We start from the raw sequence: 16834 nt of genomic DNA on the forward strand, positions 1-16834 counted from the left end.
CCCTCCGGGCGGACGGCGCTACTTTCAAAACACGCCCTAGCCGAAGAAGTCCTGCTCCTCGGGGATCAGGTGCATCGCCGCCTCCTCGGCGGACGCCGCCGCGCCGTCGATGCCGACGTCCTGCGCGGTGAGGGTGGACGGCACATGCCCGTCGCCCTGCTGTGTGAGCCTGCCCGCGCGGTCCGTCCCCACCTCGTCGTCGTAGAGCTCCCCGTCGCCGTCCGCCAGGTCTCCCGGGCCGTCCGGGGCGGTATCGGTGTCCTCGGGGATCTCCCGGTGCAAGCGGCTGTCGAGGGACTCGCCCGTGTGCTGCTCCGAGGCGGTGGTGCCCTTGTCGTCGACCGCCCAGGGCCGGTCCGGCGGGGAGTAGCCCTCGTCCAGGACGTCGTCGATGGCGGACGTGTCCAGGGTGTCCTCGAGATCCAGCAGGTCATCGGGGTCGGAGGCCTCCGGCTCCTGCGGCTGGTAGACGTCGTCCCCCCGGTCGCTGTCGGTCATGGCGTGTCCCTTCCTCCGGGTCCCCCTGTATGCAATTCCACTCCGGTCCGGCGCGTGACGCAACGGAAGCCCGGCGTTCCGCACACATGACGCTGTTTTAGATGACAATGAAAACGATTGTCGATAACGTAGGCGTGGTCGGGCCCGGAGCCTCCGTACGGGGTGATCTGTGCAGGGGCGACCTCTGCCTGCCCGCATTCCAAAGCACCGCATTCCAACGCACCGCATTCCAACGCACCGCATTCCAACGCACTGTGAGAAGGGGAGCTCGTGGCTCATCTGTTGGTGGTCGAGAGCTGGGTCGGATCGATGAGCAGACTGCTGCCGCGGGCCCTGGGGGAGGCGGGGCACCACTTCACCTTCCTCACCCGCGACCTGCACCACTACCTCCGCCCGGCGCCGGAGGGTACGGCGCACCCGCTGCTCACCGCCCGTAATGTCGTCACGGCGCCGACCAATGACGTCGACGCGCTGCTTCCGCAGGTCGAGAGGCTGCACGGTGCCCTCGGCTTCGACGGAGTGATCACCTCCTGTGACTACTATCTGCCGACCTCCGCCCGGATCGCGGCCCTGCTGGGACTGCCGGGCCCCTCACCCGAATCCATGGAGAACGCCTGCCGCAAGGACGCCACCCGCCGGGTCCTGGCAGCCGCCGGTGTCCCCGGGCCCCGCTTCGCGGTCTGCGCGGACGGGGCGGAGGCCGCCGTGGCCGCCCGTGACATCGGCTATCCGCTGGTGGTCAAGCCGGTGGACCTCTGTGCGGGCATGTTCGTACGCCGGGTCGACGACGCGGAACAACTCGCCGCGGCCTGCGAGGTGTTGGCCGGCTTCCCGCGCAACGCCAGGGGGCAGCGGCGGGCGCCGCACGTACTGCTGGAGGAGTTCCTCGACGGGCCCGAGGTGAGCGTCGAGACCGTGACCCGGCGGGGCGTCGCCCATGTCGTCGGAGTGACGGACAAGAGCATCGGAGGGGCCCCGGCCTTCGTCGAGACCGGCCACATGTTCCCGGCCGCCCTGGCCCCGGACGACCTCGCCGCCGCCACCCGCACCGCCGTGGACGCCGGTGCGGCGCTCGGCCTCGACGACGTCGTGGCGCACACCGAGATCAAGCTGACGGCCGACGGCCCCCGGGTGGTGGAGGTCAACCCCCGCCCGGCCGGCAACCGCATCACCGAGCTGGTCCGGCACGTCACCGGGATCGACCTCGCCGCCGCCTGCGTCGATGTGGCGCTCGGCCGGGAGCCCGACCTCCGCCGCCGTGACACCGGACTGCGCAGCGCGGCCATCGGATTCCTCGTGCCCGGTACCGCGGGCACCCTCGCGTCCGTGGAGGGCGCCGACGGGGTGCGGGGCGCCGACGGCGTCCTGGAGGTCCAGGTCGCCGAGGCGGGCCGCACGGTCGAGGCCGCGGACAGCAACAACGCGTACCTCGGGCACATCATGGCGGGCGATGCCGCCGGGCTCGGCGCCCGGGCCCGCGTCGAGGCCCTGCTCGCGGACGTACGCCCCCTGCTGGTGCGCTCATGACGGCGGCCCCGCACGCCCTCGCCCCCTGTCTCGACACCCTCCTCGGCCAGGCCCTCGCCGGTGAGCTCGGCCCGGACCCGGCGACCCGCCGTATCGCCGTGGCCTTCACGACGTCCCAGGCCGTACGGCACGACGGCCGGAGCGGCGGATACCGCAACGAGGTCCTCAGCCTGCGCCTCGACCGCGCGGTCGGCTCCTGCGCCACCGAACCCGGCGCGCTCCCGCCCGGCACCGTCGAGGACTGCGCCGGCGCCGACGTGGCCGGCCTCCTGCGGCACCCCGTACTACCGGTGCGCGTCGCGGCGCTGGACGCCTACCTGATGGACGTCGCACCCCACACCCCGGCCCACGGCGCGCAGCCGGTGACCGTCCCCGCCGGCAGCTCCCTGGAGCGATCCCGGGCGCGGGCCGCCGCCGTGACCGACCTGCTGGACGTGGAGCCCGGCGGCACCGTCCTCGTCGTAGGCGTCGTCAACTCGCTGCTGGCGGAGCTGCGTTCGCGCGGGCTCACCGGGATTCCCTGCGACCTCAAGGGCGGCACCACCGAGTGGGGCGAGCCCATCGGCACCGACGCGCTCGCCGAGATCGGCCGCTGCGACGCCGTGCTGGCCTCCGGCATGACGCTCGGCAACGGCACCTTCGACCCGCTGCGCCGGAGCGCCCAGGAGCACGGAAAGCCCCTGGTCATGTTCGCCCAGACCGGGAGCGCGGTCCTGCCCCGCTTCCTGGGCGCCGGGGTGGCCGCGGTGTGCGCGGAGCCGTACCCCTTCTTCTGGCTCGACGGCGGCCCCGGCACCATCCACCACTACCGCGCGGACGACGGAGGCACCTCGTGACCACGGCATCCCTGCCCGCCCTCGCCCCCAACCGCGAGCTCCTCGCCCTCCTCGGCCGCACCCCGCTGGCCAGGATCACCACCGGACTGCCCCTGCCCCACCCCGGCTTCTGGGCCAAGCTCGAAGGCCAGGCCGTCGGCGGCATGAAGGCACGGGCCGCCGTCTCCATGCTCCTGGGCGCCGAGGAACGTGGCGAACTGCTCCCCGGCGCACCGGTCGTGGAATCGACCTCCGGCACGCTCGGCATAGGACTCGCCTTCGCGGGCCAGGCACTCGGGCATCCCGTCGTGCTGGTCGGCGACAGCGAACTGGAGCCGTCCATGCGCCAGTTGCTCCGCTCGTACGGCGCGCGCCTCGAACTCGTGGACCGTCCCGCCGCGCACGGCGGCTGGCAGGGCGCCCGCCTGGAGAGGCTGCACGACCTGCTCGCCCGGCTGCCCGGAGCGTACTGGCCCGACCAGTACAACAACCCCGACAACACCGCGGGTTACGCCTCCCTCGCCGCCGAACTGGCCACCCAGCTCGACCACCTCGACATCCTCGTCTGCAGCGTCGGCACCGGGGGACACAGCGCCGGGATCGCCGGACCGCTGCGCAGGCACTGGCCTGCTCTGCGCCTCGTCGCCGTCGACTCCACCGGGTCCACCATCTTCGGACAGCCCGCCGCGCCCCGCCTGATGCGGGGGCTCGGCAGCAGCATCCATCCGCGCAACGTCGCCTACGACGCCTTCGACGAGGTCCACTGGATCGGTCCGGCCGAGGCGGCCGACTCCTGTCGGCGCCTGGCCCGGGGCAACTTCGTCAGCGGCGGCTGGAGCACCGGCGCCGTCGCCCGCGTCGCCGCCTGGGCCGCCCGAGCCCACCCCGGGGCGGCCGTCGCCACCGTCTTCCCCGACGGACCCCACCGCTACCTCGGCACCGTCTACGACGACGACTTCATGACCGCCCACCAGCTGGACCCCGGCCGAGCGGCCGGACACCCCGTCGACGTCCCGCACCCCCGCGCCCCGCACCCCGGGGGCTGGGCCCGATGTACCACCGTCACCGACCCCCTGGCCGAACGCCTGGAGAGGCAGTCGTGAAGCTCACCCAGCACACCGTGCGGCTCGTCCTCGCCGAGCCGCTGCGCATCTCACGGTCGACCATGGCCGCCCGCGACGCCGTCCGTCTCACCATCGAGCACGAAGGGCTCAGCGGTCACGGAGAGGCCGTCACCAGCCTCTTCTACGGCCTCGACACACCGACCCTGCAACGCCTCGCCGCCCGGACCGGTGAACGGCTCACCCGCTTCGCCGCACCGGAGACCGCGCTGCACGCCCTGCGTGTCGGCGAGCTCGACGCGCCCGGCACCCCGGCCGCCGTCACCGCCGCCACCGAGGCCGCGCTCCTCGACCTGGTCGGCAAGCGCACCGCCACCGCCGTCCACCGCTTCCTCGGATCCCCCGTGGCACCGCGGGTCGCCACCGCCCGCACGATCTCCCTTGTCTCCCCGGGGCACGCGGCCGTCCAGGCCCGCCGGCTCGCGGACGCCGGGTTCTCCGTCATCAAGATCAAGGCCGGCGACCCCGACCAGGACGCGGATCTGGACCGGGTGCGCGCCGTCCGCGCCGCCGCGCCGGGCGCCCGCCTCCTCCTCGACCCCAACGGTGCCTGGTCGGCCGCACAGGCCCGGGAGCTCCTGCCCCGGTTCCACGGCCTCGGTGTCGAGGCCGTGGAGCAGCCCCTCGCCCCCGGTGATCCGGAGGCCCTCGCGCGGCTCGCCGCCCGCTCGCCCGTACCCGTCATCGCGGACGAGGACGCCGTCACGTACGAGGACGCGCGGCGGCTCGCCGGACGCGTCCACGGGATCAACGTCAAACTCGCCAAATGCGGAGGTGTCCACGCCGCTCTCCGCATCGCCGCCCTGATCGAGGGCAGTGGCACGGACCTGATGCTCGGCTGCCTGACCGCCAGCACCCTCGGCATCGCCCCCGCCGTCCACATCGCCGACCGCGCCCGCTGGACCGACCTCGACGGGCACCTCCTGCTCGCCCACGACCCCTGGACCGGAATCGGCGGCGAGGACGGCTTCGTCTCGGCCGCCGGACTGCCCGGACTCGGCGTACGGCCCCGCACCGAGGCCGGGATCCGGAGGGCGGCCTCATGAGGACCTGGCACGAGATCCGCGGATTCCCGCTCGCCATCCGCCTGCTGCTGGTCAACCAGCTCGGCGTCAACACGGGCTTCTACCTCCTCATCCCCTACCTCGCCACCCACCTCGGCGACAACCTGGGCATGTCGGCGGCCGTCGTCGGCATCGTCCTCGGCGTACGCAACCTCAGCCAGCAGGGCCTCTTCCTCATCGGCGGGTCCGCGGCCGACCGGCTCGGCGCACGCGGCGTCATCATCGCCGGCTGCGCGATACGCACCGTCGGCTTCGCCCTCTTCGCCCTCGGCGACGGACTGCCCGTCCTGCTCGCCGCCTCCGTGCTCAGCGGAGTGGCCGGCGCCCTGTTCAACCCCGCCGTCCGCACCTACCTCGCCCAGGAGGCGGGGGAGCGCAGGGCCGAGGCGTTCGCCCTGTTCAACGTCTTCGCGACGACCGGCGCCCTGGTCGGGCCGCTCCTCGGCAGCGCGCTGCTGCTCATCGACTTCCGGGCGTCCGCGCTCACCGCCGCCGGGATCTTCGCCCTGCTCACCGTCGCGCAGGCCTTGGTGCTCCCCGCCCGGGACGTGCCACCGGCCACCGGAAGCGTCACCTCCGACTGGCGCGAAGCCGTAGGCAACCGCGCCTTCCTCGCCTTCGCCCTGGCCATGGTCGGCATGTTCACCCTGGAGAACCAGCTCTATCTGCTGCTCCCCGCGGGCGCCCGCCAGGCCACCGGCTGGGACGGGGCCGCCGGACTCGTCTTCCTGGTGGGCACGGCCGCGGGCATCGCCTTCCAGCTGCGGATCACCCGTGCGCTCAAGGGCCGCGGGACCAGGGGACGGTGGATCGTCGCGGGCCTGGTGCTGATGGGGCTCGCCTTCGTACCACCGATGCTCGTCGCCGGTACGGACACGCCCCCGCACGGCGCTCTGGACGCCACCCTGCGCGCCCTGCCCGTCCTGCTCGGAGCCCTCCTGCTCCATCTGGGCGTCATGACCGCGCTGCCCTTCGTCATGGAGCTGATCCCCGCCTTCGGACGGCAGGCCCTGACCGGTACGTACTTCGGGATCTTCTACGCGGTCTCCGGCATCGCCGCCGCATCCGGCAACGCCGCCGTCGGCTGGGCCATGGACGTCGCCGGGCGGGGCGGGGGCGGCGGCGCGGCCGCTCTGCTCCCCTGGGCCTGCTGCCTGGCGGCCGGACTCGCCTCCGCGGCCGGCGTCACCTGGCTGCACCGCAACGGCACCCTGCCCCGGACACGGCCCGCCCCGGTGGCGGTGGCGGCATGACGCGCCGTACGGGAAACCTGCTCACCGACCGCCCCGAGCTGTACGAGGCGCGGTTCCCCGACCCCGAACGCCTCGCCGGGCGGTGGGCCGAGGACCTCCTGCGACGGTACGGCGCCGGGCCGGCCGTCCTGGACCTCGGCTGCGGGACCGGCCGCGACGCCGCCTCCCTCCACGCCGCCGGACGACGCGTCACCGGTGCCGACCTCTCCGGCACCATGCTCGCCCACGCCCGCGTCCACCACCCGGGCCCCGTGTACGTACAGGCTGATCTCAGCCGGTTCCATTTCGGACAGCACGTCTTCGACGCCGTGGTGTGCCTGGACAGTTCGCTGCTGTACTGCCACACCAACGAGCAGCTCGACGGATTCCTGGACTCCTGCCGGCGCACCCTGGTGCCCGGCGGCCTGCTGGTCGCGGAGATGCGCAACGGCGCGTACTTCCTCGGCCGGGACGCACCACCCACCACGCCCGCCGTCTCCCGCTTCACCTGGCAGGGCACGGCCTACCGCTCGACCACCGCCCTGCGCGTCGACCGCGCCGCCCAGCTCCTGCGGCGTACCCGTGGCTGGACCGCCGACGACGGCAGCCCGCCCGTCGAGGAGCACTCCGCGTGGCGGCTGCTCCTGCCCCAGGAACTGCGCCACTTCCTCACCGTGCACGGCTTCGAGGTCCTCGCCCTGTACGACGGCCCCGGGCCCCGCACCGAACCGTCCTGGCGACCCGGCGACGAACCCGGTGACGCCGCCGACGGCGACCGGCTCCACCTCGTCGCGAGGGCCCCGGCCGTCACCACCCCCGCCCCTTCCGCACATCCAGCAACAGGAGAGCAGCCATGACCGCACCGGCCGACAGACACGAACGCTTCCCCGGCCTGCACCGGCGCGGCTTCCTCGCCGCGGCCGGGGGAGCGGCCGGACTCGGCGCCCTCACCCTCGCCGGCTGCTCCGGTTCACCCGCCACCGGGACCGCGTCCGGCAAGGGGGACGGCACCCCCCGGCGCGGCGGACGGCTGCGCGCCGCCTTCGCCGGGGGCGGTGCGAGCGAGACCCTCGACCCGCACCTGGGCAACCTCTTCGCCGACGCCGCCCGGAGCAAGGCGCTCTTCGACAAGCTCGCCGACTACGGCGCCGATCTCGCCGCGGTGCCACGCCTGGCCGAGAAGTGGGAGCCGAACGCCGGCCTCGACCGCTGGACCGTCACCCTGCGGCAGGCGGAGTTTCACGACGGCAAGCCCGTGACCGCCGCCGACGTCCTGTACAGCTACCGCCGCATCGCCGACCCCGAGAAGGCGTACCGCGCCCGCGCGTCCCTGGAACCCGTCGACCTGAAGGCCAGCCGTGCCACGGGGGAGCGGACCGTCGAGTTCGTCCTCAAGCGGCCCACGGCCGAATTCCCCAACGTCATAGCCGCGTTCGGCACGTACATCGTCCAGGACGGCGCCACCGCGTTCGACCGCGACCCGGTCGGCTCCGGCCCCTTCCGGTTCGTCTCCTTCACCCCCGGGCGCTCCACCGTCCTGCGGCGCAACGACACGCACTGGGACGGCGCCCCGCACCTGGACGAGCTCGAATTCGTCGTCGCCAACGAGGAGTCCGCCCGCATCAACGCCCTCCTCGGCGGCCAGATCGAATACGCCCACGAGCTCAACCCCGCCACCGGGCGCGCCCACGAGAAGGCGGGCGGCATCGAGATCGTCCGGCTGCGGAACAGCGCCATGCAGGCCTTCGCCATGAAGACCGACCGCCCGCCCTTCGACGACCCCCGGGTCCGCGAGGCGTTCTTCCTCATCGCCGACCGCCAGGAACTGGTGGACGGCGCCCTGTCCGGCGCCGGTGAGCAGGGCAACGACCTCTTCGGCAAGGGGTACGAGTACTACGCCGACGAACTCCCGCAGCGCACGCAGGACATCGGCCGCGCCCGCAGCCTCCTCAAGCAGGCGGGCGCACAGGACCTGAAGGTCACCCTCGACACCTCCTCCGTCGCCGCCGGCTTCACCGAGGCCGCCGGGATCTTCCGGGACCAGGCGGCGCGCGCCGGGGTCACCGTCGACGTACGGATGGGCAGCAAGGACTCGTACTGGAAGGACATCCTCGACTCCGGCACCCTGTGCTGCTACCGGTCGGGGGCCATGCCCATCGAGTCCCACATCTCCCAGCGGCTGCTCACCGACTCCACCACCAACGCCACCAAGTGGCAGGACAAGACGTTCGACACGCTCTACCAGCAGGCCCAGTCCACCAAGGACAGGACGGCCCGCGCCGCCCTCTACGGACGGATGCAGCGACAGCTGTACACCGAAGGGGGCTTCCTCGTCTGGGGGTTCGGCGACTGGATCCTCGGCACCGCCCGCAACCTGCGCGGTGTCGCACGCGAAGCACCCGCCAACACCCTGGACTGGGCGCGCTTCGACAAGGTCTGGCTGGCGTGAACGGAATGCGCTCCTGGATCGCCCGGCGGCTGCTCCTCGGCGCGGTGCAGACCGCGGCCGTCGTCCTGCTGGTCTTCGCGCTCACCGAGGCGCTGCCGGGCGACGCCGCGGTCGCCTTCGCCGGCGACCAGCCCGACCCGCAGCGCATCGCGGCCGTCCGCGAGGCGATGGGCCTCGACCGCCCCGCCCACGAGCGCCTGGCCGACTGGGTGCTGGGCCTGCTCCACGGCGACTTCGGCACCTCCCTCACCTCCGGACGGCCGGTGGCCGGATTCCTCGCGGACGGCTTCGGCCCCACCCTGCTCCTCGCCGCCGTCACGGTCCTGCTCCTGGTCCCGGTGGGGGTGGGCCTCGGTGTCCTGGCCGCCCGCCACGAAGGCCGGTTCACCGACCGCCTCATCAGCTCCGCCACCCTCGGCGTCTACGCCGTGCCCGAATTCGCCCTCGGGGCGCTGCTGGTGAGCGTCTTCGCCCTGCGGCTCGGCTGGTTCCCCCCGACCGCCGTCGGCTACGGGACAGGACTGCTCGCGCACCCCGCCGTGCTGGTCCTGCCCGTCCTGGTCCTGCTCGCCCGGCCCGTCTGCTCGCTGGCCCGGCTGGTCAGGGCCGGCATGATCGAGGCGCTCGCCGCCCCGTACACCGCCCACGCCGAGCGGTACGGGATCCCCGGCGCCCGCGTCCGCTACGCGCACGCCCTGCCCAACGCCCTCGCCCCCGCCACCCAGCAACTCGCCCGGACCGTCGACTGGCTGCTGTGCGGCGTCATCGTCGTGGAGGCCCTCTACGTGATCCCCGGACTCGGCACCGTCCTCATGAACGCGGTGGCCGACCGCGACATCCCCGTCGTCCAGGGGCTCGCGGTGGTCTTCGGTCTCGCCACCGTCGTGCTCAACCTCGGCGCCGACCTCGTCACCCACCGGCTGGCACCGCGCTCGGGGGTGGCGGCGTGAACCGGCTCCGCAGATACGGGCCCGGGGCCGCCGTCGTCGCGATCCCGCTCGGCCTCGCCCTGGCCGGGCCGTTCCTCGCGGGGGAGCCCTCCGCCCGCGCCGCGTCCTTCACCCTCGGCGGAGGGCACCGGCTCGGCACGGACTTCGTCGGCCGGGACGTCGTGCACCAGGTGCTGCTCGGCGGGCGGCCCGTGGTCCTCGTGGCCCTGGCGGCCACGGCCCTGGCGTACCTCGTCGCCCTGCCGCTCGGTCTGATCAGCGCGCTCACCCACCGCAGATGGCTGGAGGAGGTGCTGATGCGGCCGCCGGACGTCCTGCTCGCCGTTCCCTCCCTGCTCATGATCCTTCTCGTTGCCGCCGCCTTCCCGCCCGGCCCGGTGGGACTGGCGCTGCTGGTGGCCTTCGTCTCCATCCCCGACGCCGCCCGTATCGTGCGCGCCGCCGCCGCGGAAGCCGCGTCCCGGCCCGCCGTGGAGGCCCTGCGCATGCAGGGGGAGAGCTGGTGGCGCATCGCCGTCGGATACGTCGGGCGGTCCATCCTGCGCACCCTCGCCGCCGACGCCGGGATCCGCCTCACCGGTGTGCTCTACCTGGTGGCCACCGCGGCCTTCCTGGGCATCGGGGTCGCCCCGGACGCCGCCGACTGGGCCGTGATGGTCGACCGCAACCGCACCGGACTGCTCATCCAGCCCTGGGCCGTCGTCGTACCCGCCCTGCTCATCGTCGCCCTCACCATGGGCGGCAACCTGCTCGTCGACGCCGCCCTCCAGCACCGCACCCCGCCCCGGAAGGGCCGTCGCCCATGAAGCCGCCCATGGAGCAGCCCATGAACGAGAACCCCGTGCTCGCCTCCGTCACCGCGCTGACCGTCGAGGTCGACGGGCGGGCGCTCGTGGACCGGGTCTCGCTGCGGATCCGCCCCGGCACCGTCACCGCCCTGGTCGGCGCGTCCGGCAGCGGCAAGACCACGACCGGCCTCGCCCTGCTCGGTGAATACCCCGCGGGCGCGCGCGTGACGGGCGAGGTGACGGTCCACGGCACCCGGATCGGCTACGTCCCCCAGCACCCCGCGGCCGTCCTCAACCCGGCCCGCCGCACCGGGGCCCTCCTGCACGACATGGCACGGCGACAGGTACGGGACCTGCCCCGCCCGCAGCGTCGTACGGCGGCACGGCAGCGCGTCACCGAAGCGCTGGCCGACGCCCAACTGGACGCATCAGCCGGGGTGCTTGGCCGCTACCCGCACCAGCTGTCCGGCGGCCAGCAGCAGCGCGTCGTCCTGGCGCAGGCGCTCCTCCTCGGCGCCCGCGTCATCGTCGCCGACGAGCCGACCACCGGACAGGACGCCCTGACCAAGCGCCGTATCGTCGACCAGCTCGCGGCGGTGGCCGCACGGGGCATCGCCGTACTGCTGCTCAGCCACGACCTCGACGTCGTACGCGAACTGGCCGACGAGGTGCTCGTGATGCGCGGCGGCCGGGTGGTCGAGCAGGGTCCGGCCCACCGGATCCTGGACGGCCCCACGCACCCGTGGACCAAGGAGCTCCTCGCCGAACCGCGGACCCTGCCGTACGCCGACCCCGGGCGCACGGGCGAGGAGCTGCTGACGGTCGACGGGCTCACCGCCCGCCACCGCACGGCCGGCCGCCGGGCCCCCGTGCTGAACGTGGACCGGCTCACGCTCCGCCGCGGTGAATGCCTCGCCGTCGTCGGGCGCTCGGGCAGCGGCAAGACCACCCTCGCCCGCTGTCTCGCCGGCCTCCACCGCGACCACACCGGGCAGATCCTGCTCGACGGCACGGCACTGCCGCGCAGCCTGCGGGACCGCAGCCGCGAGCAGCTCGCCGCCGTGCAGTACGTCTTCCAGGACGCCCGGGCCGCCTTCGACGAACACCGGCCGGTCCTGGACCAGGTGGCCCGCACCGCGGTACGCCTGCGCGGCGCAGGCCACCGGGAGGCCACGGAGGAGGCCCGGCGGACGCTCACGGACCTCGGACTGGACGACGCCCTCGTCCGCAGAGCGCCGGGCGGGCTGTCCGGCGGCGAACTCCAGCGCGCGGCCCTCGCCCGGGCCCTCCTCGCGCGGCCCCGGGTGCTGGTCTGCGACGAGATCACCTCGGGACTGGACCCCGTGACCCGCCGCTCCCTGCTGGACCTGCTCGCGACGCTGATCCGCCGCCCCGGCGGCCCCGGCGTCGTGCTGATCACCCACGACCTGGACACGGCGGCACCCGCCACCCGCCTCGCCGTGCTGGACGGGGGCCACATCGTCGAACAGGGGACCAGGGAACAGATCCTGACCGCGCCCCGGCACCCGTTCACGGCCGCGCTGCTCGCCGCTTCACGGAGGTGGGGCGCCGCCGTACGTCCCTGAAGCGGAACCAGGACCACCTGTGCGCACGTACACTCGCCCCATGGGTCACACCGGCGTCACAGGGAAGTGCCTGCACCAGGCCGCCCCCGGCGTGCCCGCGAGCTGCCGCCTCGCCCTGCACGGACACGGCTAGCGACCTTCGGCGGGCCGTCACGCCCGGGGGCGCCGCCCGCCCCGCCCCGTCGCCGTGTCAGCGCCTCACGCGCCCCGTTTCCACCCCGTACGCGCTCCACTTCACCACCGCAGCTTCGGCGCACCGCCGTCGCGGCGTTCCGGCGACGGCCGAACCACGGCCCCAGCCACCCCTCGAAGGGACCACCTTGAAGCTGAGCGAGCTGCTGGCCGGACAGAACCACCACATCCTCCAGGGTGACCCGGAGAAGACGTACATCACCGCCGGAACCGCCTTCGACGCGGACCGGGTGATGCCGGGATCGCTCTTCATCGCGGTGCCGGGGCACGTGGAAGGCGGCCCCGGAGCCGTCGCCCCCGCCCTCGCCCGGGGCGCGGCCGCGGTCCTCGTGGAAGACGGCTGCGTACTGCCCGCGACGGCGGGGGACGTCTGTGTCGTACGGGTCCCGGACACCCGGAGCGCGGGCGCCGTCGCCGCCTCCCTGTACCACGGCGAGCCCGGCCGGCGGATGGACATGGTGGCGATCACCGGCACCAACGGCAAGACCTCCGTCTCGTACATGGTCGAGTCCGTGCTGCGCCTCTCCGAGGGGGCGCGGGCCGGGGTCATCGGCACGGCGGGGAGCCGCATCGGCGACGAGCTGATCCCGATGCCCCGGTCGGTGCTGACCACCCCCGAATCACCCGACCTGCAGTATCTGCTGGGGTGCATGCGCGACCGCGGGGTCGGCACCGTCGTCCTGGAGGCCACCTCCATGGGCCTGCTGACGCACCGGGTCGACCGTACGTTCGTCGACGTGGGCGTCTTCACCAACCTGAGCCAGGACCACCTCGACGACCACGGCACGATGGACAACTACCGGGACGCCAAGCTCCGGCTCTTCCAGGGGCTGTGCAAGCACGCCGTCGTCAACGCGGACGACCCGGTGGGCGCCCTGATCGGGCCGATGATGCCGGGCGAGGTGACCACGTACGCCCTCGACACCGAAGCGGACTACCGGGCCACCGATCTGGTGGTCGATGCCTCGGGCACCCGCTTCACGCTGCACCACGACGGCCGCAAGTATCCGGCGGCGATCCCCGCGCCCGGCCGGTTCTCCGTCTCCAACGCGCTCGCCACGGTGGCGGCCTGCCACACCCTGGGCCACGACCTCTCCGGGCTGGTGGCCGCACTCGAACGCATGCCGCAGATCCCCGGCCGCTTCGAGCGCGTCACGACGGCCGCCGGCACCTCTGTGATCGTGGACTACGCCCACTCACCGGACTCGCTGAACAAGGTGCTCGGCACCATCCGCGGCTTCGCCCGGGCCAGGGTCATCACCGTCTTCGGCTGCGGCGGCGACAGGGACACCACCAAGCGCGCCGAGATGGGCACGATCGCCGGCACCCACTCCGACCTGTGCGTCGTCACCTCGGACAACCCGCGCCACGAGGACCCCGAGGCCATCCTCGACCAGGTCGTCCCCGGCATCGAGGACACCGGCACCCCCTACGAACGCCTCGCCGACCGCCGCAGCGCCATCGCCTTCGCCCTCTCGGCGGCCGGCCCCGAGGACATCGTCCTGATCGCCGGCAAGGGCAGCGAGCCCCACCAGACCGTCGGCGACCAGCTGCTGCCCTTCAGCGACATGGCCACCGTGCGGGAGCTCGCCGACATCCCGGTCGTACGGAGTCAGCCCGCCCTGCGGTAGGTCAGAGAGAAGTCGTGCTCCCACTCACCGCCGTCGAAACGGACCTCCCAGCCGCCGGTGATCGTGGAGCCGTCCTCGCTGAACGTGCCGGTGAACCGCTGACGGAACTCCAGGGGCGTGAAGTCGGGCGACTCACGCGTGAGCGTCCACACCCTGCCGTCGAATTCCATCGCGTACAGACGGGCCACGCCCCGTGAATCGAAGTAGTGCTGCGTGTACGCCCCGGTCCCCGGGTCGGCACGGACGACCATCAGGCCGTCCGGAGCCTCGGGGACCGGAATCTCCGTACGCTGCACGAGGAACTGCCCGTCGAGGGCCCATTCGAACCAGGTGCGCGCCTTCGGCACCTCACCCGGCGGCGACGGCCGGCCCTCGGGGAAACGTGGTTCCAGCGACCACTCACCCACGAAGACGTCCAGGCGTGCCAGCATCTCCTGCCGTTCCACGGTCATGACGGTCCCTCCGTTCCGGCGCGGTGCGCCCCGGCCGTACCGACGACGGGCCTCACTCGGGCCACGGCGATTCGAGGATGGTGCGTACGAAGTCCCCGCGCTCGAAGCCGGGAACGTAGTGCTGGAGAACGTCGGCCTTGACGTTGCCGAACGTCGTCTCCGGCTTGGGGCGGATCCCCTCGGTGAACGCGGCGAGGATCCGGCGCTTGAAGTCCGGCCGCGGGTGGAGCGCGACGACGGCGGCCCGGTCGGCGTCGGAGATGTCGTCGTAACCGATGCCGAGGACGTCGTACTCCACACCGGCGGTCACCAGTGCCACCTCGGGCTCCATGAAGGCCGGGATGCCCGGGGTGGTGTGCAGGGCGATCGCCGTCCACACCCGGCGCACGCTGTCCTCGGGAACCCCGCGCGACTGGAGGAAGCGGCGCGCCTCGTCCGCGCTGTCCACCTCGAAGCGCCGGCCGCTGTCGTGGAAGCGTTCGCCGAGGCCCAGGTCGTGGAACATGGCGCCGATGTACAGCAGTTCCGGGTCGAAGGAGAGATCGCGCCGGCGTCCCTGGAGAGCACCGAAGAGGTAGACCCGGTGCGAGTGGTGGTAGACGAGCTCGCCGGTCGTGTCGCGCACGAGCTCGGTCGCCTCGGCCGCGAGCTTCGTGTCCGGTACGTGTACGCCGGCTGCCGGGGACGGGCCGGTTGTCATGGGTGCCACCGGGCTTCCTGTGCGAGAGGTCGGGAACGACCCCTCCAGGATCGGCGCTCCGGGGCGTGCACCGGGACCGACAGGCCGGGGATCCCCCGACTGATTCACCGCACGGGCGGGTGGACCGGTCGCCGATCCACATCACGGACGTGTGGATCGGTGCCGGTCAGGTGTTGGCCGGGGGGACCGGGGCGGTGCGAGGCTGACCCGGGCCCCCGCCGGGGGCGTGACGGGGGGAGCAGGGATGCGGAGATTCACGACGGAGGCCGGAGCGGTTGCGGGGCGGCGGTCCGTTCGCGATCCGGGAGTCGTCGAGCTGCGCGGAATCCCTTACGCCGCACCGCCGTTCGGTGCCGGGCGGTTCAGGGCACCCCGCCCCGCCGCACCCTGGGACGGAGTCCGGGACTGCACCGCTTTCGGACCCGTCGCCCCGCAGTCCGTCGAGCTGCCCGGGTCGCCCGTCTGGTCACCGGGGGACGAGGACATCCTCAGCCTCAACATCTGGACCCCGGGTGGCGGCGGCGACCGGCTGCCCGTGCTCGTCTGGATCCACGGCGGCGCCTACGTCTTCGGCTCCTCCGCCCAGCCGGACTTCGACGGTACGGCGCTGTGCCGTCACGGACTCGTGGTCGTCACCCTCAACTACCGGCTGGGTTTCGAAGGGTTCGGCCATGTCCCGCCCACCGGAAGCGGCGACTTCTGCCCCGACAACCGGGGGCTGCTCGACCAGATCGCCGCACTGCGGTGGGTACGGGACAACATCGCCGCGTTCGGCGGCGACCCCGACCGTGTCACCGTGGCCGGGCAGTCCTCCGGGGCGACCTCGGTCGCCTGTCTGGCGGTGATGGACGCGGCGCGCGGTCTCTTCCGCCGCGCCATCGCCCACAGCGCCGTGAACGCCTGCGCCTCCCCGGAATCCGCGGCCCGCACCACGGCCGAGGTCGCCGCGGCCGCCGGTGTGCCCGCCACGTACGAGGGGCTGGTGCCGACGGCCCCGGCGACCCTCGTCGACGCCTCCGACCGGGTGGCGGAACGCTACCGGCGCGACCCGGATTCGGGGCCGCGCCACTACGACCCGGCGATCTACGGGCCGGTGGCAGGCGTGGCCGGGCTGCCCACCGACCCCCTCACGGCGTGTGCGGAAGGAGCGGCCCGTGGGGTGGAGCTGATGGTCTGCCACACGGCCGAGGAGTACTGGCTGCTGGACGCCGTGGGCAGCTGTGCACGCGTCACCACGGAGCAGGGGCTCGCCCGGTTCGCCTCGGACCACGGACTCCCGGGAGCGCTGCTGGAGGCCTACCGCGCGCTGATGCCCGGCGCGTCCGTGAACGACCTCTACCTGGCCGTGTACGGGGACCTGCTGTTCGGCGAGTACAGCAGCAGGCTGGCGGAGTCCCACGCCCGCGCGGGGGGCCGCACCCACCTCTCCCGCTTCGTCCGGAAGCGCGACGGCCGGGGAGGCTGGTCAGGGCCTGGCACTGTGCGGACATCCCGTTCGCCTTCGGCACCGTGGAGGACGAGAACGTCCACTTCCTCATCGGCGGGCCTCCTGCCGCCGCCGACCTCGCACTGGCGGAGCGGATGACGCGGGCGTGGGCGGATTTCGCCACCGCAGGGGACCCGGGCTGGCCGCCGGTCACCTCCGGCGCCGTACGGACCTGGGACATCGCACCGGAGGACGACCGGGGCCGGTGGGACGCGTTCCGGGCGCCCTGGCGTGACGCCGGGCTTCCGTTGCTCACCCCCTGATGACTCGGCTGATCGCGCGGTTGGTCGTACGGCTGTTCCACGGCTGATTCCCTGGCGCGGCCGATGCTCCCGTCCGGGCT

Annotated in this window: 14 protein-coding genes and 1 pseudogene; 12 read left to right on the forward strand and 3 right to left on the reverse strand. The window is 73.4% G+C overall.

Translation table 11 applies throughout. The features are described from left to right. Positions 1-36: 36 nt before the first annotated feature. Positions 37-498, reverse strand: a complete 462-nt coding sequence (locus JKV81_RS34825) for a DUF5709 domain-containing protein (RefSeq protein WP_099175727.1) — start codon at positions 496-498, stop codon at positions 37-39. A 270-nt stretch (positions 499-768) separates the two neighbouring features. Here JKV81_RS34825 and JKV81_RS34830 point away from each other — a divergent pair, with 270 nt between their 5' ends. From JKV81_RS34830 to JKV81_RS34880, 11 genes are all read left to right on the forward strand, one after another. Next, positions 769-2025, forward strand: coding sequence for an ATP-grasp domain-containing protein (locus JKV81_RS34830; RefSeq protein WP_129259871.1), 1257 nt, complete (start codon positions 769-771; stop codon positions 2023-2025). Beyond that, positions 2022-2861, forward strand: coding sequence for a Rossmann-like domain-containing protein (locus JKV81_RS34835; RefSeq protein WP_129259872.1), 840 nt, complete (start codon positions 2022-2024; stop codon positions 2859-2861). Before JKV81_RS34830 ends, JKV81_RS34835 begins: the two co-directional genes overlap by 4 nt. Then, the gene (locus tag JKV81_RS34840) at positions 2858-3943 is read left to right on the forward strand and encodes a PLP-dependent cysteine synthase family protein (RefSeq protein WP_129259873.1); all 1086 of its coding nucleotides are present in this window, start codon (positions 2858-2860) and stop codon (positions 3941-3943) included. Before JKV81_RS34835 ends, JKV81_RS34840 begins: the two co-directional genes overlap by 4 nt. After that, a complete protein-coding gene (locus tag JKV81_RS34845) occupies positions 3940-5007 on the forward strand; it encodes a dipeptide epimerase (protein ID WP_202079599.1) in 1068 nt (355 codons plus the stop codon). The genes JKV81_RS34840 and JKV81_RS34845 overlap by 4 nt, the downstream gene beginning before the upstream one ends. After that, complete coding sequence (locus tag JKV81_RS34850; RefSeq protein WP_202079601.1) at positions 5004-6278, forward strand: MFS transporter; 1275 nt, start codon at positions 5004-5006, stop codon at positions 6276-6278. The genes JKV81_RS34845 and JKV81_RS34850 overlap by 4 nt, the downstream gene beginning before the upstream one ends. Then, positions 6275-7114, forward strand: a complete 840-nt coding sequence (locus JKV81_RS34855) for a class I SAM-dependent DNA methyltransferase (protein ID WP_202079603.1) — start codon at positions 6275-6277, stop codon at positions 7112-7114. The genes JKV81_RS34850 and JKV81_RS34855 overlap by 4 nt, the downstream gene beginning before the upstream one ends. Continuing rightward, on the forward strand, positions 7111-8706 hold the full coding sequence (locus JKV81_RS34860; RefSeq protein ID WP_129259877.1) for an ABC transporter substrate-binding protein: 1596 nt from the start codon (positions 7111-7113) through the stop codon (positions 8704-8706). The genes JKV81_RS34855 and JKV81_RS34860 overlap by 4 nt, the downstream gene beginning before the upstream one ends. Continuing rightward, positions 8703-9656, forward strand: a complete 954-nt coding sequence (locus JKV81_RS34865) for an ABC transporter permease (RefSeq protein WP_129259878.1) — start codon at positions 8703-8705, stop codon at positions 9654-9656. The genes JKV81_RS34860 and JKV81_RS34865 overlap by 4 nt, the downstream gene beginning before the upstream one ends. Continuing rightward, positions 9653-10462: an ABC transporter permease gene (locus JKV81_RS34870; RefSeq protein ID WP_129259879.1), complete on the forward strand. Its 810-nt coding sequence runs from the start codon at positions 9653-9655 to the stop codon at positions 10460-10462. The genes JKV81_RS34865 and JKV81_RS34870 overlap by 4 nt, the downstream gene beginning before the upstream one ends. A gap of 20 nt (positions 10463-10482) precedes the next feature. Further along, positions 10483-12030, forward strand: a complete 1548-nt coding sequence (locus tag JKV81_RS34875) for an ABC transporter ATP-binding protein (RefSeq protein WP_202079605.1) — start codon at positions 10483-10485, stop codon at positions 12028-12030. Positions 12031-12350: 320 nt separating this feature from the next. Next, complete coding sequence (locus tag JKV81_RS34880; RefSeq protein ID WP_129259881.1) at positions 12351-13853, forward strand: UDP-N-acetylmuramoyl-L-alanyl-D-glutamate--2,6-diaminopimelate ligase; 1503 nt, start codon at positions 12351-12353, stop codon at positions 13851-13853. Here the strand turns inward: JKV81_RS34880 and JKV81_RS34885 are convergent. Both JKV81_RS34885 and JKV81_RS34890 read right to left on the reverse strand, forming a co-directional pair. Continuing rightward, complete coding sequence (locus JKV81_RS34885) at positions 13835-14305, reverse strand: DUF1579 family protein (RefSeq protein WP_202079608.1); 471 nt, start codon at positions 14303-14305, stop codon at positions 13835-13837. The genes JKV81_RS34880 and JKV81_RS34885 overlap by 19 nt on opposite strands. A 52-nt stretch (positions 14306-14357) precedes the next feature. Continuing rightward, on the reverse strand, positions 14358-15005 hold the full coding sequence (locus tag JKV81_RS34890) for an HD domain-containing protein (protein ID WP_129260225.1): 648 nt from the start codon (positions 15003-15005) through the stop codon (positions 14358-14360). A gap of 244 nt (positions 15006-15249) precedes the next feature. Here JKV81_RS34890 and JKV81_RS34895 point away from each other — a divergent pair. Then, positions 15250-16754, forward strand: a pseudogene (locus JKV81_RS34895) (carboxylesterase/lipase family protein). Positions 16755-16834 lie beyond the last annotated feature (80 nt).

The sequence above is a fragment of the Streptomyces silvae genome (assembly GCF_016745505.1).
GTDB lineage: Bacteria > Actinomycetota > Actinomycetes > Streptomycetales > Streptomycetaceae > Streptomyces > Streptomyces silvae.

Bases quoted from the DNA above. Each gene is read 5' to 3' on its own strand.
- JKV81_RS34885 (WP_202079608.1), bottom strand. From the start codon at position 14,305: ATGACCGTGGAACGGCAGGAGATGCTGGCACGCCTGGACGTCTTCGTG.
- JKV81_RS34875 (WP_202079605.1), top strand. From the start codon at position 10,483: ATGAACGAGAACCCCGTGCTCGCCTCCGTCACCGCGCTGACCGTCGAG.
- JKV81_RS34850 (WP_202079601.1), top strand. From the start codon at position 5,004: ATGAGGACCTGGCACGAGATCCGCGGATTCCCGCTCGCCATCCGCCTG.
- JKV81_RS34835 (WP_129259872.1), top strand. From the start codon at position 2,022: ATGACGGCGGCCCCGCACGCCCTCGCCCCCTGTCTCGACACCCTCCTC.
- JKV81_RS34855 (WP_202079603.1), top strand. From the start codon at position 6,275: ATGACGCGCCGTACGGGAAACCTGCTCACCGACCGCCCCGAGCTGTAC.
- JKV81_RS34860 (WP_129259877.1), top strand. From the start codon at position 7,111: ATGACCGCACCGGCCGACAGACACGAACGCTTCCCCGGCCTGCACCGG.
- JKV81_RS34825 (WP_099175727.1), bottom strand. From the start codon at position 498: ATGACCGACAGCGACCGGGGGGACGACGTCTACCAGCCGCAGGAGCCG.
- JKV81_RS34890 (WP_129260225.1), bottom strand. From the start codon at position 15,005: ATGACAACCGGCCCGTCCCCGGCAGCCGGCGTACACGTACCGGACACG.